Annotated in this window: 15 protein-coding genes; 9 read left to right on the top strand and 6 right to left on the bottom strand. The window is 69.1% G+C overall.

The window, feature by feature from the left end; translation table 11 throughout:
• Window positions 1–108: 108 nt before the first annotated feature.
• Window positions 109–465, top strand: a complete 357-nt coding sequence (locus ACZK4S_RS12950; protein ID WP_076062866.1) for an ArsC/Spx/MgsR family protein — start codon at window positions 109–111, stop codon at window positions 463–465.
• Window positions 466–480: 15 nt separating this feature from the next.
• Here the strand turns inward: ACZK4S_RS12950 and ald are convergent, their stop codons facing one another.
• Window positions 481–1602, bottom strand: coding sequence for an alanine dehydrogenase (ald, locus tag ACZK4S_RS12945; protein ID WP_463644538.1), 1122 nt, complete (start codon window positions 1600–1602; stop codon window positions 481–483).
• Window positions 1603–1864: 262 nt separating this feature from the next.
• Here ald and ACZK4S_RS12940 point away from each other — a divergent pair, with 262 nt between their 5' ends.
• Window positions 1865–2707 carry a transglycosylase family protein gene (locus ACZK4S_RS12940; RefSeq protein WP_463644537.1) on the top strand — a complete coding sequence of 281 codons (843 nt, stop codon included), beginning with the start codon at window positions 1865–1867 and terminating at the stop codon, window positions 2705–2707.
• A gap of 73 nt (window positions 2708–2780) precedes the next feature.
• On the top strand, window positions 2781–4019 hold the full coding sequence (locus ACZK4S_RS12935; protein WP_463644536.1) for an L-lactate MFS transporter: 1239 nt from the start codon (window positions 2781–2783) through the stop codon (window positions 4017–4019).
• Here the strand turns inward: ACZK4S_RS12935 and ACZK4S_RS12930 are convergent.
• The gene (locus ACZK4S_RS12930; RefSeq protein WP_463644535.1) at window positions 3971–4576 is read right to left on the bottom strand and encodes an HAD family hydrolase; all 606 of its coding nucleotides are present in this window, start codon (window positions 4574–4576) and stop codon (window positions 3971–3973) included. The two genes, ACZK4S_RS12935 and ACZK4S_RS12930, sit on opposite strands and share 49 nt — an antisense overlap.
• A gap of 22 nt (window positions 4577–4598) precedes the next feature.
• Between ACZK4S_RS12930 and ACZK4S_RS12925 the strand changes: the two genes are divergently transcribed.
• Window positions 4599–4940 carry a YnfA family protein gene (locus ACZK4S_RS12925; RefSeq protein WP_076062854.1) on the top strand — a complete coding sequence of 114 codons (342 nt, stop codon included), beginning with the start codon at window positions 4599–4601 and terminating at the stop codon, window positions 4938–4940.
• Window positions 4941–4946: 6 nt separating this feature from the next.
• Here ACZK4S_RS12925 and ACZK4S_RS12920 read toward each other — a convergent pair whose 3' ends face one another.
• Window positions 4947–5828 (bottom strand): iron-sulfur binding domain-containing protein, encoded by an 882-nt coding sequence (locus tag ACZK4S_RS12920; protein WP_463644534.1) that lies wholly within the window; start codon window positions 5826–5828, stop codon window positions 4947–4949.
• A gap of 53 nt (window positions 5829–5881) precedes the next feature.
• A complete protein-coding gene (locus tag ACZK4S_RS12915) occupies window positions 5882–6424 on the bottom strand; it encodes a DUF6553 family protein (protein WP_463644533.1) in 543 nt (180 codons plus the stop codon).
• Between the two features lie 69 nt (window positions 6425–6493).
• On the opposite strand from ACZK4S_RS12915, the gene ACZK4S_RS12910 reads away from it, so the two are divergent.
• Window positions 6494–7012: a hypothetical protein gene (locus ACZK4S_RS12910; RefSeq protein ID WP_463644532.1), complete on the top strand. Its 519-nt coding sequence runs from the start codon at window positions 6494–6496 to the stop codon at window positions 7010–7012.
• Window positions 7013–7035: 23 nt separating this feature from the next.
• Here ACZK4S_RS12910 and dnaB read toward each other — a convergent pair whose 3' ends face one another.
• A complete protein-coding gene (gene dnaB, locus ACZK4S_RS12905) occupies window positions 7036–8397 on the bottom strand; it encodes a replicative DNA helicase (protein ID WP_076062844.1) in 1362 nt (453 codons plus the stop codon).
• Window positions 8398–8979: 582 nt separating this feature from the next.
• On the opposite strand from dnaB, the gene ACZK4S_RS12900 reads away from it, so the two are divergent.
• The 4 genes from ACZK4S_RS12900 (at window position 8980) to fumC (ending at window position 13538) form a co-directional block, all read left to right on the top strand.
• On the top strand, window positions 8980–9285 hold the full coding sequence (locus ACZK4S_RS12900; RefSeq protein ID WP_076062841.1) for a metal-sensitive transcriptional regulator: 306 nt from the start codon (window positions 8980–8982) through the stop codon (window positions 9283–9285).
• Between the two features lie 27 nt (window positions 9286–9312).
• Window positions 9313–9522 carry a heavy-metal-associated domain-containing protein gene (locus tag ACZK4S_RS12895; protein ID WP_076062838.1) on the top strand — a complete coding sequence of 70 codons (210 nt, stop codon included), beginning with the start codon at window positions 9313–9315 and terminating at the stop codon, window positions 9520–9522.
• 123 nt (window positions 9523–9645) lie between these two features.
• Entirely contained in the window at window positions 9646–11847 is a 2202-nt protein-coding gene (locus ACZK4S_RS12890; protein ID WP_463644531.1) for a heavy metal translocating P-type ATPase, read from the top strand.
• Between the two features lie 305 nt (window positions 11848–12152).
• On the top strand, window positions 12153–13538 hold the full coding sequence (gene fumC / locus ACZK4S_RS12885) for a class II fumarate hydratase (protein WP_463644530.1): 1386 nt from the start codon (window positions 12153–12155) through the stop codon (window positions 13536–13538).
• Window positions 13539–13629: 91 nt separating this feature from the next.
• Here the strand turns inward: fumC and ACZK4S_RS12880 are convergent, their stop codons facing one another.
• Window positions 13630–14910 (bottom strand): glycosyltransferase, encoded by a 1281-nt coding sequence (locus tag ACZK4S_RS12880; RefSeq protein WP_076062828.1) that lies wholly within the window; start codon window positions 14908–14910, stop codon window positions 13630–13632.
• Window positions 14911–14964: the final 54 nt, after the last annotated feature.

Below are 14964 nucleotides of genomic sequence, written 5' to 3'. Positions count from 1 at the left end.
GTGGGCTCCGGCCGGACCGGCGCCGCGGGCAACAGCAACCGGATTGTTATCCCGGGGCTTGTCACGGGCGGGCGGTAGGTTGGCGGTGACCAGAGAGAAGGGGCGACCATGTCAGAGCTGACCATCCTCCACAACCCGCGCTGCTCCACGTCGCGCGCCGCGCTCGAGGCGGCAGAGGCCTCGCCGTTCGCGCTCACCGTGCGCAACTACGTCAAGGTGCCGCTCACCGAGGAGGAGTGGCTCGACGTGATCGCCAAGCTCGACGCCCACCCCACAGACCTGGTCCGCCGCGACGCCAACTTCAACCGCAGCACTCTGTCCGACGACGACGTCCGCACCGCTGAGCAGGTGGCCAAGGTGCTCGCCGAGCACCCGGAAATGGCGCAACGCCCGGTGCTGATCCGCGGCGACCGCGCGATCATCGGGCGCCCCAAGGCCACCGTCGCGCCGTTCCTCGCGGACTGAGCCGGCTGCCGGCGGTCACGCTTCAGCGATGACGTCCTCGACGGCGACCCAGTCGCGGTTGAAGGCCTCGGCCACCGGCTGCGACGTGAGCTGCCCGGCGTGCGTCGCCAGGCCCTTCGCCAGCGCTGCGTCGAGCCGCATGGCTTCGCGCCAGCCGTGCTCGGCGATCCGCTCCACGTAGGGCAGCGTCGCGTTGGTCAGCGCCCAGGTGGAGGTGTTGGGCACCATCGCGGGCATGTTGGCCACGCAGTAGAAGGTGGAGCCGTGCACCTGGTAGGTGGGGTCGTCGTGCGTGGTGGACCGGCTGTCCTCGAAGCAGCCGCCCTGGTCGATGGACACGTCCACCAGCACGGAGCCCGGCTTCATGGTGGCCACCATCTCGTTGGTGACCAGGCGCGGCGTCCGGCCGCCCGGGATGAGGACGGTGCCGATCACCAGGTCGGCCTGCGCCAGGTGCTCGCGGATGGCCATGTCGGACGAGCGGAGGCCGTGCACCCGGTTGTTCCAGCGCCAGTAGGCCTGACGCAGCTTGTCGATGTCGGTGTCGAGCACGGTCACGTCCGCGTTCATGCCCAGGGCGGTGTTGACGGCGTTCTGGCCGGCGGTGCCGCCGCCGAGCACCAGCACCCTCGCGTTGGGCACGCCCGCCACGCCGCCCATCAGCACGCCGCGGCCGCCCTGCGTCTTCATCAGGTGGTACGCGCCCATCTGGGGGGCGAGGCACCCCGCCACCTCGCTCATGGGATAGAGCAGGGGGAGCAGGCCGTTGGGCTGCTGCACCGTCTCGTAGGCGATCGACGTGGCGCCGGAGCCGAGCAGGGCGTCGACCAGAGGTTCGTCCGCCGCCAGGTGGAGGTAGGTGAAGACGGTGAGGCCCTCGCGCAGGTGACGGTACTCCGCGGCGACGGGCTCCTTCACCTTGAGGACGAGCTCGGCGTCACCCCAGACGCGGTCCACGTCCGCCACCACCGAGGCGCCGGCGTCGCGATACGAGTCGTCGGTGAAGCTGGAGCCCACTCCGGCCCCTGCCTCGACGACGACCTGGTGCCCGCTATGGGTGAGTTCCTGGACGCCGACGGGGGTGATGGCGACCCGGTTCTCGTTGTTCTTGACCTCGCGGGGGACGCTGATGCGCATAGGGGATTCCTTCCGGTATCCGCTCAGGCTAGCCGCCGGTCTGTGGGGGCGTGGCCGATGGCGGGCAGCTGCCGGAGGGGGCCGGTATTTCGCAGGGGTGAACGAGGGCTGAGAGTTCTCAGTCGGCGTTGGGGCGCTCCGGGGTAAACGCGCTTGTGGGGGTGACCGATCGCCTCGAACCTGAAGGTAATCCTGAGAAATTCTTTGGAAAAGGGGCGGCGGGGTGTTAACGTCATTCCGCTACTTCGAAAGGACCCCCTCCATGCTGAAGCGCCTCCTAGCCGCAGCCTCCGCGGCCGTCGTCGGTCTCGGGCTGGCCCTCGTGGCCCCGCAGACCGCGCAGGCCGTCGAGACGAACATGTACACGACGCCGGGCAATCACCTTGTCAACGGCCGGTACTGGAAGACCGCCTGCGACAAGTACTCAGACACCGTCGTGCGGTGCCGCACCGAGATCTGGACCACCAAGGTGGCCACGGTCCAGGGCCAGCACGTCCTGCACAACGGGTGGGTGTTCAACAACCTCACCTACCTCCCCTCCGGCCGTGACCAGTGGGTGGGCAACCCCCTCGCCGCCGGCGGCAAGCCCGGCGGCACCCGCACCTGGACGGCCACGGACGGCCGCCAGTGGCGCACCGAGTGCGACACCGCCGCCACCGGCCGCAACGGCTGCCGCACCTACGCGCTGACCTCCGTGGTCGCCCACGACGACGGCGCGTTCGTCACCGAGAACCAGTGGCAGTTCAACAACATCATCCAGTTCGCCACCACCGGCACCCCCGCCGTGACGACCATCCCGGCCGCGGCCCCGCCGCTGGCAGGGGTCCCCGTCGAGACCGCCCCGCAGCTGCCGGCCAACCAGCGCATCGACCTGAGCCGCGCCGCGACGTGGGACCGGATCGCCCAGTGCGAGTCCGGCGGTCGCTGGAACATCAACACCGGCAACGGCTACTACGGCGGCCTGCAGTTCAACCTGCAGACCTGGCGCTCGGTCAACGGCGGCGACTTCGCTGCCTACCCGCACCAGGCCACCCGCGAGGAGCAGATCACCGTGGCCAACCGTCTCTACGCCCAGCGCGGCTTCCAGCCGTGGAGCTGTGCCTGATTCCCCCTCCCTGAAGTAGCTGACGAACCCCCGGGCGCACTGCCCGGGGGTTCGTTGCTTAGACTGACCCATCGTGCGTACGAAGTGGGCAGCCCTAGTCGGCGGTGTGTTGGTTCAGTTGGTCATCGGCGGCGTGTACGCCTGGAGTCTGTTCGGGCGCGCCCTGCAGGCGCCGGAGGCGATGGCCCTGAGCCACGTGCAGGCCTCCGTCCCGTTCGAGACGGCCATCGGCATGATCTTCGTCGGCGCCTCCATCGGCGGGCGCCTGCAGGACCGCAGCAGCCCCCGCACCGTCGCCATCATCGGCATGGTCATCTACGGGCTGGGCGTCCTGCTGGCCTCCCTGGCCACGGCCCCCGGCCACTTCTGGCTGCTGGTGCTGGGCTACGGCGTCATCGGCGGCTTCGGCCTGGGCATGGCCTACATCGTGCCGGTCGCGCTACTGCAGAAGTGGTTCCCGGACCACACGGCGCTGGTCACCGGCCTCGCCGTCGGCGGTTTCGGTTTCGGCGCGACCGTCACGTCGCCGTTCGCGCAGTGGCTCGTCGCGATGACGCCCGACACGCCGGCGCTTGCCTTCCGCTGGCTGGGCATCGCCTACCTGGTGCTGGGCCTCATCGGCGCCGCGCTGCTGGTGTCGCCGGTTGTCGCGGCCGGTCCGAAGAAGGTGGTCGACGGCGACCTCACCGCGCCCCAGGCCCTGCGCACGCCCCAGTGGTACCTGCTCACCGGCATCCTGATGCTCGCCGTGATGGCGGGCATCTCCCTGATCTCGATGATGGCCAGCGCCGCCGTCGACGTGGGCGGGTTCACCCCGGCGGCGGCCGCGGGCATCGTCGGCGTGCTGGCGCTGTTCAACGGTGGCGGCCGGGTGGCCTGGGCCGCCGTCGCGGAGAAGCTGGGTCGCCTGCCGATGCTGGCCACGATCCTGGCCCTCGAGGGAGTGGCGCTGATCCTGCTGCCGCACGCCCAAGGCTTCTGGTTCCTGGCGCTCGCCGCCGTGGTGTACCTCTGCTACGGCGGGGCGTTCGGCGTGCTGCCGTCCACGGCCGGACAGTTCTTCGGGTTGAGCCACGCTGGCGCCATCTACGGGCTGATGTTGGTGGGCTGGTCGGGCGGCGGAGTGCTCGGGCCGCTGCTGGCGGCTGGCCTGGTCGGCGATGCCGGCTCCTACACCCTGGCGTTCTCCGTGATGGGCGCCCTCGCAGTGGTGGCCGTGGCGTTGCCGCTGGTCACGCGCCCGGTGCGCCGCGCCCCTGCGGATCAGGCCGAGAGCACCCCCAGCGTGGTGAGCCAGGCGCGCGTGTCGTGATCGTCCACCCACCGGTGGGCCTGCCAGCCCACCGATAGGGCGCCGTCGACGTTGGCCTGCTTGTCGTCGATGAAGGCGATCTCGCCGGGTGCCAGCCCGAGGTCGCTGGTCACGCGCTCGTAGATGGCAGGCTGCGGCTTGACCGCCCCCAGGCTGGCGGAGACGTAGAGGTGGTCCACGTCGGCGCGCCAGACCGCCCCGTCGGCCGCCAACTGCATGGCGTGCGGTGAGTTGGACAGCACGGCCACGGCCACCCCGGCCTGCCTGCAGTCGCGGAGGAGTTGCCACGCTGCCGGGCGGAGGTTGGCCCAGATGTCGGCGTCGAGGTGCGCGATCTCGGCGATGAGGTCGGCGTCGTGGACCTCGTGCCCGACGGCCGTGAGCAGCGGGCCCCAGTAGTCGCCGTCAGGGGCGCCGGCGTCATACTCGGCCCGACCCGTCCAGTAGTGCTCCTTGAGAAGTTCGGGGGTGGTGCCGACCCGCCCCGCCAGCACTGGAAGGAGCGACGGCGGCGAGGAGAGGACCTCCCCCAGGTCGAAGACGACGGCCTTGATCATGGCTCCAGCCTAGGCTGTGCGGATGCTGCCGTTTCGTTCCATCGCCCTCTTCGTCGTCGCCGCGGTTCTTGAGATCGGCGGCGCCTGGCTGGTGTGGCAGGGGTTGCGCGAGCACCGCGGCTGGTTGTGGATCGGTGGCGGGGTGATCGCGCTCGGCCTGTACGGCATGGTGGCCACCCTGCAACCGGACGCCAACTTCGGGCGGATCCTCGCGGCCTACGGGGGCGTGTTCGTCGCCGGGTCGCTGGCGTGGGGGATGGTGGTGGACGGCTTCCGCCCGGACCGGTGGGACGTGATCGGGGCGCTGTTCTGCCTGGTCGGGGTGGCCGTGATCATGTACGCACCCCGCTCGCTGGGGAACTAGCGGCCATCAACGGGGGAGGGTGAGGCCGCCGTCGAGGCTCTCGGCCAGGCCGTCGTCGACCAGCGAGGTGATGCAGCGGCGGAGTTGCTCCGGGTCCGGCCAGCTGAGGTCGGCGACGGGGACGGGCGCGTGGGCCGATCGGAGGGCGGCCATGATGCGGCCGCGGCACTGGCGGTCGGTGCCCTCCCACGCCTGGCCGACGCGCGGCGGGCCTTCCCAGGCCGGGCGGCCGAGCGCGAGCCAGGAGCAGTGCCCGGCCACGGGGCAGCGGCCGCACTGCGGGTTGCGGGCGGTGCAGACGGTGGCGCCCAGTTCCATGGCCGCGGCGGACCAGGTGGCCGCCTCCGCGTCGCTCTCCGGGACGAAGACCCAGGCGCGGCGGCGTTCCGCCGCGGTCTCCGTGCGGGCCGGGTGTTCCACCCCGCCGTCGAGGCGGGCGAGGACCCGCCGCACGTTCACGTCCAGCACCAGGGACCGGCGGCCGAACGCGAAGGCCATCACCGCTGCCGCCGTGTAGCTGCCCACCCCCGGGAGTTCGAGCAGGGCGTCCTCGCTCTGGGGGAGCTCGCCGTCGTGCCGCTCCACCACAGCGCGGGACGCCTCCTGGAGGCGCAGCGCGCGGCGCGGGTAGCCGAGCCGACCCCAGGCGCGGAGGACGTCCGCCGTGGGCGCCGCGGCAAGCGCGGCGGGCGTCGGCCAGCGCCCCACCCATGCCAGCCAGGGCCCCTCCACCCTGGCCGCGGGCGTCTGCTGCAGCATGATCTCGCTGACGAGGACGCCCCACGGAGACACCCCAGGCTCACGCCACGGCAGCGGCCGCGCGTTGGCCGCGTACCAGGCGCTGAGCAGGTGCCGGAGCTCTGAAATATGGAGGGAGATATCTGCCACATCATCGCCATATGGGCCGATGTGGCCGGATTCTCCCTCCGAATGCTGGGTCCTCACGCCTCGAGGAGGGGGGTGATCGTGTCCACCAGTTCCGGATGGTCGGCGAGGGCCTCCCTCAGCTCGCGTGGACCGTGCGGCGCGAGGCCGGCGAGGAAGCCGCTCACCAACAGGGGGACGTAGCGTTCACCGAGCCGGGCCTCGAGGATGAGGTCTGCCGTGCGGAGCACTTCGTGGGCGGCCTTGTCGCGGACCTGCGTGCCGGAGAGCCTGCGCATCTTCAGCAGGGTGGAGGTGTAGGACGCGTCCTCCAGCGCGGAAGCGAAGTAGACCCGTGCCGCATCTGCCAACTCGGCGTCGACGGCATCGCGCCCAACCTCCTGGATCGCCCTGCGCAGGTCCTGGCCCGCTTCGAACTTCTCCACCTGGCGCTTCACGTTGTGCAGGCTGGGCCGCATCTGCTGGGCCTCGACGATCATGCCCAGCCAGAGGCCGACGAACAGGTCGCCCGTGCGGCGCTTCCCGTAGCGGGCCAGCGCGACGGCGGGGTGCATGTCATCAGGGTCTGTGAGGTGGTACTCGGTGAGCAGCGCGGCCATGGGGCAACGGTACCCGCCGGGCCAGGGGCGAGGGTTGATTACCGTCGCGGCAGGGCGTCCAATGGGGGCATGGAGAACTTCGCCCTGCTGCGCACCCCCATCCGCTCGATCGTGGTCGACGACTCCGCCTGCGACGTCAACGACTTGGCGGCCTGTGGAGGGGTGCAGGTCACCGTGCCGGCCACCGGGAGTTGGGCCGAGCTGGTCGAGCGGGCCGTCGGCTCCGACTGGACGGGGATCGAGGCGCTGGCAGGTCTCCCGGGCACCGTCGCAGACGTGGTGCGCCGCAACGCCACCGCGCACGGGCAGCAGGCGGCCGACACCGTGATGTCCGTGCGCACCTGGGACCTCGAGGCCGACGCCCAGCGCACCTTCGCCGCCGTCGACTGTGGCTTCACCGACGGGGGCTCCCGGTTCCAGGAGGAACTCGCGGCTGGCTCCCCGCGCTACGAGATCCTCGACGTGAGCTTCCTGTTCCGCCAGGGCGACCTCACCCGGGCGGGCGCGGAAGTTGCTGCCCTGCTCAATGTGGGGCTGGGCGAGCGGGTGCCGCTGCGCACCGTCGCAGACGCCGTCACCGCGTCCTGAGCCGGCTCGGCGCCGGCCAGGGATCACATGGGGGCGTTGGTGAACCGGCTGTAGTGGCCCTGGAAGAGCGCGTCGATCTTGCCCGTCTCGCCGTTTCGGTGCTTCGGGATGTGGAAGGCCGCCAGCCCGCGCTCCTCGTCGGAGGGGTTCTGGGAGTACATCTCCGGGCGGTGCAGCATCAACACGATGTCGGCGTCCTGCTCCAGCGAGCCTGATTCACGCAGGTCTGACAGCTGCGGGATGCCGTCCTTGCGCTGCTCGGTGTTACGTGAGAGCTGCGACAGAGCGATGACCGGGATCTCGAGCTCTTTGGCCAACAGCTTGATCTGGCGGGAGAACTCCGACACCTCCAACTGACGCGACTCCACCTTCTTGCCGGAGCTCATCAGCTGGATGTAGTCGATGGCGAGCAGCTGCAGGTCGTGGCGCTGCTTCAGGCGGCGGGCCTTCGCGCGGATCTCCATCATGGTGAGGTTGGGGGAGTCGTCGATGAAGAAGTTTTTCTCCGCGAGGATGGCCGACTTGTCCGTGACCCGCTGCCAGTCGTTCTCGTCCATCTTGCCGCCGCGGATACGCCCCAGGGGTACCGACGCCTCGGCGGAGAGCACCTTCATCACGATTTCCGTGCGGCTCATTTCGAGCGAGAAGAACGCGGCGGGGAGGTTGTGGTGGATGGCGGCCGAGCGGCACACGTCGAGCGCGAACGTCGACTTGCCGACGCCCGGGCGCGCGGCCACGATGATCATCTGGCCGCCGTGCAGGCCGTTGGTGATGCGGTCCAGTTCTGTGAAGCCGGTGGGGACGCCGGAGAGCGCGTCGCCGCTGTTGGCGATGGCCTCCATCTCATCGAACGTGGGCTCCAGCAGTTCCCGGAGCGACTTGTAGTCTTCGGAGGAGTTGCGGTCCGTCACCTCGAAGAGCGTCTGCTGGGCCTCGTCGACGATCTTGTCCACTTCGCCCTGGCCGCCGTAGCCCAGCTGCGCGATGCGGATAGAGGCGTTGACCAACCGACGCAACACGGCCTTGTCGCGGACGATCTCCGCGTAGTAGGGCGCGTTCGCGGCGATGGAGACGCTGGAGAGCAGGTCGTGCAGGTAGACGGCTCCGCCCACCTTGGCCAGGAGCCCGGTCTTGCCGAGCTCCCCGGCCACAGTGATGGGGTCTGCCGGCTCGCCGCGGCCGTAGAGGCTGATGATGGCGTCGTAGATGGACTCGTGGTTGGGGCGGTAGAAGTCTGTGCCGCGCAGCACCTCGACGACGTCTGAGATGGCATCCTTCGACATCATCATCGCGCCCAACACGCTCTGCTCAGCGGCGAGATCCTGCGGAGGCGTGCGGTCGAGCTCGCGGTCATCGAAGACCGCCGTTGTTGCATGCGCCGTCATCAGCTCACCCCCTTCCAGTTCCGTTGCCTAGGCTAAGGCACCCCTCCGACGGTTCCTGCCCATACCTGCCCCCAGCGTGTGGAGGGCCCTGTGGACAGCCTGTGGATGGCTGTGGATAACCGGCGGGCGCTGAGCCCCAGGGGTGTGGACGAATCTGTGAGCTGAGCGTGAAACCACCGTTATCAAATCGTTATATTGACGATGGCCGGCCAGCCTCTGGCAATTTGTCCACAAAGAGACGCGCTCTGCCCGTCATCCGCTCGTCATCTCGTCGCCCGTGGTGCGGGGCCACAGTGGAAGCGATGCTGCAAATCTGTGTTGGCAAGGCAGTTTGTACGATTCAACCCCGTTTTCCGTCCCGAGGTGCCAGCGTGGTATATGGGGGCTGAGTTCACCTGTCGTGCATCTTCAGGGCGCTAGTTGTCCACAGCACCTGTGGGTTCATTGTGGATATGTGGGGGATCGCGCGTCGATCCGAGCGGTAGGCCACCCCGGGGGCCGGCCGGGAAACCTCGATGGGATGATGGGATGAGATTGAAATCCTTACCCCCCCGGGGTATGCTCGATCGAGAGGGAGGTGCCATGACGACGGAAACTGAAACCTGTCACACTCACGGTTACACGCCGGAGAAGGCAGCCTATTTGCGGCGCCTGCGCCTGATCGAAGGCCAGGTCCGCGGTCTCGCCCGCATGGTTGAAGAGGACCAGTACTGCATCGACGTTCTCACCCAGGTCACGGCCGTGACCTCGGCGCTGAAGGCGGTGTCGCTCGGGCTGCTCGAGGACCACCTCTCGCACTGTGTCGCCGACGCTGCCCGCAAGGGCGGCCCGGAGGGCAAAGAGAAGATTGACGAGGCGATGCAGGCGATCAAGCGCCTGACCCGATAGCCCGTCACCCAAGGAAGGACCATCTCTGTGATCACCAACTACACCGTTTCGGGCATGACCTGCGGCAACTGCGTCCACCACGTCACCGAAGAGGTCTCCGACGTCGAAGGCGTCAACAACGTCTCCGTCGCGCTCGAGGGCGGCACCATGTCGGTCGAGTCCGACGAGCGCATCCCGTTCGACGCCATCATCGAGGCGGTCCGCGAAGCCGGCGGCTACACCGTCGTCGAGGCCTGAGCGCCTGACCACCTGACCCCATCCGGGCAACTTCCCCGGGCGTAGCCGCCCGGGGGTTGTTCGGCCTGCCCTGCGCCAACCGCGGGGACCGAAGTAGCCAACGCGCATCAGGCAAGAGGAAGCATGTCCACCTCCAGGACCCAACCCATCACCAACAAGATCCAACTCGACATCCAGGGCATGACCTGTGCCTCCTGTGCCGCGCGGATCGAGAAGAAGCTCAACAAGGTGGACGGGGTGACCGCCTCGGTGAACTACTCCACCGAGAAGGCGACGGTCGAAGCACCGCCCAACTTCACGGCTGACGATCTCATCGCCGTCGTCGAGAAGACCGGTTACGGGGCCACGCTGCCCGTCCCGGTGAGCGAGAAGAACGACGAAGCCGCCGCGCTCAAGCCGCGCGTGCTCTGGTCGTTCATCCTCAGCACCCCCGTCGTGCTGGTCTCGATGATCCCCGCGTTGCAATTCCCCGGTTGGCAGTGGGCGGCGCTGGTCCTGTCCGCCGTCGTGGTGCTATGGCTGGGCCGGTCGTTCCACACGGCGACCTTCACCAACCTGCGCCACGGCGCCACCACCATGGACACGCTCGTGACCATGGGCACCGGCACCGCGTTCGCCTGGTCCCTCTACGCCATGCTGTTCGGCCACGCCGGCGAGATCGGCATGAAGCACCACTTCGAGTTCAACCTCGCGCAACAGGATGCGATGGGCTTCATCTACTTCGAGGCCGCCGTCGTCATCATCTCTTTCCTGCTGTTGGGCCGATACATCGAGGCCCGCGCGAAGACCGAATCGGGCGCCGCGATGCGTGCGCTGCTCGAGGTCGGCGCCAAGCAGGCCACCGTCCTGCGTGACGGCGAGGAGCAGCTCGTCGACGTGAAGTCGCTCGCTGTCGGCGACCTCGTCGTCGTCCGCCCCGGCGAGAAGGTCGCCGCCGACGGTGAGGTCGTGGAGGGCCGCTCCGCCGTCGATGCGTCGATCATCACCGGCGAATCGCTGCCGGTAGAGGTGGAGCCGGGCACGACGGTGGTCGGCGGTTCCGTGAACACCACTGGCCGCCTGGTGGTGCGCACCACTGCGGTGGGCGCCAACTCGCAGCTGGCCCGCATCGCGAAGATGGTCGAGGAGGCCCAGGAGGGCAAGGCCGACGTCCAGCGCCTGGCGGACAAGGTGTCCAGCATCTTCGTGCCCGTCGTCCTGGGTATCGCCGCCGTGACGCTGGTGGGCCACCTGGTCGCCGCGCACGGCTGGACGGTGGCGCTCTCCGCCGCCATCTCCGTGCTGATCATCGCCTGTCCCTGTGCGCTCGGTCTGGCCACCCCGTCGGCTCTTATGGTGGGCACCGGCAGGGGCGCCCAGTTGGGCACCGTGATCCGGGGCCCGCAGGTGTTGGAGCGTGCCCGCCGCGTGCAGACCATCGTGTTCGACAAGACCGGCACGCTGACCACGGGCCACATGTCCGTCGTGGACGTGGAGCCCGTCGATGGCGTGGACCGCGAGGAGCTGCTCGGGCTGGCGGCCGCCGTCGAGGCCGCCTCCGAGCACCCCATCGCCGCCGCTCTCGTCGCGGCGGTGGACCGGCCCCTGCCCGTCGAGGACTTCCAGAACGTGCCCGGCCGCGGTGTCCGCGGCATCGTGGGCGGCCGCACCGTCTACGCCGGTTCGCCCGCGTTCATGGCCGATCTGGGCCATGGCCGTGCGGAGTGGAGCCGCGACGTGATCGGTTCCGTCGTCGAGGTCGCCGATGAGCAGCGGATCCTCGGCCGCGTGGTGGTGGCCGACACCATCAAGGAGTCGGCAGGGGTCGCCGTCGAGCAGTTGAAGAAGCTGGGCCTCACCCCCGTGCTGTTGAGCGGCGACAACGAGGCCACGGCGCGCGCCGTGGCGGAGTCGCTCGGCATCCACGACGTCCGTGCAGGGGTCACCCCCGAGGGCAAGGTGGCCGCCATCAAGGAACTGCAGGCCAAGGGCCAGCAGGTGGCCATGGTGGGCGACGGCGTCAACGACGCGGCCGCCATCGCGCAGGCAGACCTGGGCATCGCCATGGGCACCGGCACCGACGCGGCCATCGCCGCCGGCGACATCACGCTCATGCGCCACGACCTCAGCGCAGCCGTCGACGCGGTGCGCCTGTCGCGCGCCACGCTGCGCACGATCAAGGGCAACCTGCTGTGGGCCTTCGGCTACAACACGGCGGCCATCCCGCTGGCCGCCTTCGGGATGCTGACACCCATGATCGCGGGTGCCGCGATGGCGTTCTCGAGTGTCTTCGTGGTCTTGAACAGTCTCAGGTTGCGGGGTTTCCGCTCGCTCCGGAAGGGCTGATACAGGCCGCTGGCTAGGCGAACTGCCCCTGAGAAGGGCTTTCAGGAAAAACTCAGGGAAACATCAGACCAATTGCCTCGTCCGGCTTTGCAATGGCGAGAAATCCCGCTAGAGTAATCCCATCTTCCCGAGCATTCGGGAGCCCGAAAGCCGCCCGACCCGCTGCCGCCCCCCAAGGGCAGCGGGTCGGGCCTTTTCATGCCCTGGGGCACTCGGGGGTCAGAGCACCGACGGGGGAGTTCTCCTCCGATCTCACTGCGCGGTATCGCACCGCTCTGTCGTCGCGGCGGGGTAGCGTCGGGGCCATGGCACGCATTGAATCCGACTCAATGGGCAACATCGACGTTGCCGCAGACCGCTACTGGGGCGCGCAGACCGAACGCAGCCTCCACAACTTCGACATCGGCCGCAACGCCTTCGTCTGGGGCCGCCCGATGGTGCGGGCCCTCGGGGTCCTGAAGAAGGCCGCCGCCCAGGCCAACGGCGAACTGGGCGAACTGCCTTCCGACGTGGCCCAGCTCATAGCCCGCGCCGCCGACGAGGTGATCGCCGGCAAGCTGGACGACCACTTCCCGCTGGTGGTGTTCCAGACCGGTTCCGGCACCCAGTCCAACATGAACTCCAACGAGGTCATCTCCAACCGCGCCATCGAACTGGCCGGCGGCGAGATGGGCTCCAAGCAGCCCGTCCACCCCAACGACCACGTCAACCGCGGCCAGTCGTCCAACGACACCTTCCCCACGGCCATGCACATCGCGCTGGTCAGCGAAATCAACTCGCTGCTGTACCCGGCCCTCGAGAAGTTGCGGGAGGTGCTCGACACCAAGGCCAGGCAGTACGACGACGTGGTGATGGTGGGCCGCACCCACCTGCAGGACGCCACGCCGGTGCGGTTGGGTCAGGTGTTCGGCGGTTGGGTCGCCCAGCTCGACTTCGCCGCCGAGGGCATCAGGTTCGCAGATTCGCGGGCGCGTGACCTGGCGATCGGCGGCACCGCCGTCGGCACGGGCCTCAACGCCCACCCGGAGTTCGGCGCGCTGACCGCGCAGAAGATCTCCGAGGAGACCGGCCTGGAGTTCCGCCAGGCGGACAACCTGTTCGCCGCGCTGTCGGCGCACGACTCGCTCGTCGAGGTCAGCGGCGCCCTGCGCGTGCTGGCCGGCGCGCTGATGAAGCTGGCCAACGACGTGCGCTGGTACGCCTCGGGCCCGCGCAACGGCATCGGCGAGCTGCTGATCCCCGAGAACGAGCCCGGCTCGTCGATCATGCCCGGCAAAGTGAACCCGACGCAGTCGGAGGCCCTCACCATGGTGGTCGCGCGGGTGTTCGGCAACGACGCCACCGTCGGCTTCTCGGGAAGCCAGGGCAACTTCCAGCTCAACGTGTTCAAGCCCGTGATGGCCCACGCCGTGCTGGAGTCGATCCGCCTGCTGGCGGACGGCATGCGCTCGTTCACGGAGCACTGCGCCGTCGGCATCGAGCCGAACCTGGAGCGGATCAACGCGAACCTGTCGTCCAACCTGATGCTGGTCACCGCGCTGAACCGGCACATCGGCTACGACATGGCCGCCAAGATCGCCAAGCAGGCGCACAAGGAGGGCACGTCGCTGCGTGAGTCGGCGATCGCCAACGGTGTCGCCGGCGAGGACTTCGACGCCTGGGTGGTTCCAGCGGACATGACCGGTAAATAGGCTCGAGGGTCTCTGAAAATTGGAGGGAGATTTTGGCCACGTCCCGGCTATATAGCGCGATGTGGCTGAAATCTCCCTCGGATTTTTCGGGCTATGCCCGCCGGCCGCCGGCCGCGACCTCGGCGTAGATCGACAGCATCTCCGCGGCCTGCGAGGCGATGCTCCACTGCGAGCCGAGTTCGACGGAGCGCTCGCGCGCCCTGGCCCGCCAGGTGTCATCCGGCAGCTTCTCCAGCACCCGGATGATGCCGGCGGCCAGGGACGCGGGCGTCGGGCGGGTGATCTCGCCGTTGACGCCGGGTTCGATCACGAGTTGCAGTTCGTGGTCCACCGAGACGATGGGCAGGCCCGCCAGCGCGGCCTCGTGCAGGACGAGGGCCTGGGTGTCGGTGAGGCTGGGGAATGCGAACACGTCCGCCATGCCGTAGAACGCGCCGAGGTCGTCGCGCTTCTGCTCGCCGGGCAGGATGATGCGGCCCGCGTCGCGGCCTTCGGCGAGGATCCGTTTGATGCCTGAATACCGTTGCCAGTCTCCGACGATGCACAGCCGCGCGTCGGGGTACTGGGCGTGCACCAGAGTGAAGGCCTCGGCCAGCAGCGGGATGCCCTTCTCAGGCGCGATGCGGCCGGCGTACAGCACCATCGGCCCGTCGGGATGCGTGATCGGCGGGGGGCCGGGCGGGAGCGGGTCCACCCCGTTGGGCACCACCCGCACGTTGATGTTCTCCGTGAGGTGCCGGCAGCGCAGCGCGGTCTTCGGCGACGGGGTGGTCACCAGGGTGGCCGTCTCCAGCATCTTCTGGCACAGGGCGAGCAGCGACGCCGTCGAGCGGCCGCGGTCCTCGTAGCGCACCTCCGCGGCGCGGATGTCGCGCTGGCTGACGAAGTCGCCCCGGGTGATCGTCGCCCACGCCCGCAGCACTCCGGTGAGCAGGGGCAACACGGTCGAATAGTGGTCTGCGTACGCGTCGAAATCGGTGTGCCACGTCAGCAGCATGGGGATGCCGAGCCGCTGCGCGGCCCAGGTGCCGAGCACACCGATGGTGCCGAAGCCGTGCACGTGCAGGACGTCGGGCTTCAGCTTCGCGATCTCGTCGATGGTGCGCTCGAAGTGTCGACCGTTGGCCACGCGCGTGGGCATCTTCGGTACGCGCACCGAGGGGAGCCGGATCTCGCTGCGGCCGGGGCGGCCGTGGTGCGGGTTGGGCCCTTTCGCGGCGGGGGCGACGACGATCACCTCGTGCCCGGCGTCGAGCAGGTTGCCCTCCAACTGCTGCACGGCGAACATCAGGCCGTTGGCACCCGGGCCGTAGTTATCGATGAACTGGGCCACCCTGAGGCGGCGTCCATCGGTGGAAACGGGGGCGGTCACCCGGCCACTCTAGCGGCTGATCGCGGGCGCCTGTCGGCGGGCGCTGCAGCCGGT

Source organism: Tessaracoccus zhenghani (assembly GCF_055326325.1).
Note: the sequence above shows the minus strand (reverse complement) of the source record. Positions and strands in the feature narration are given on the sequence as shown.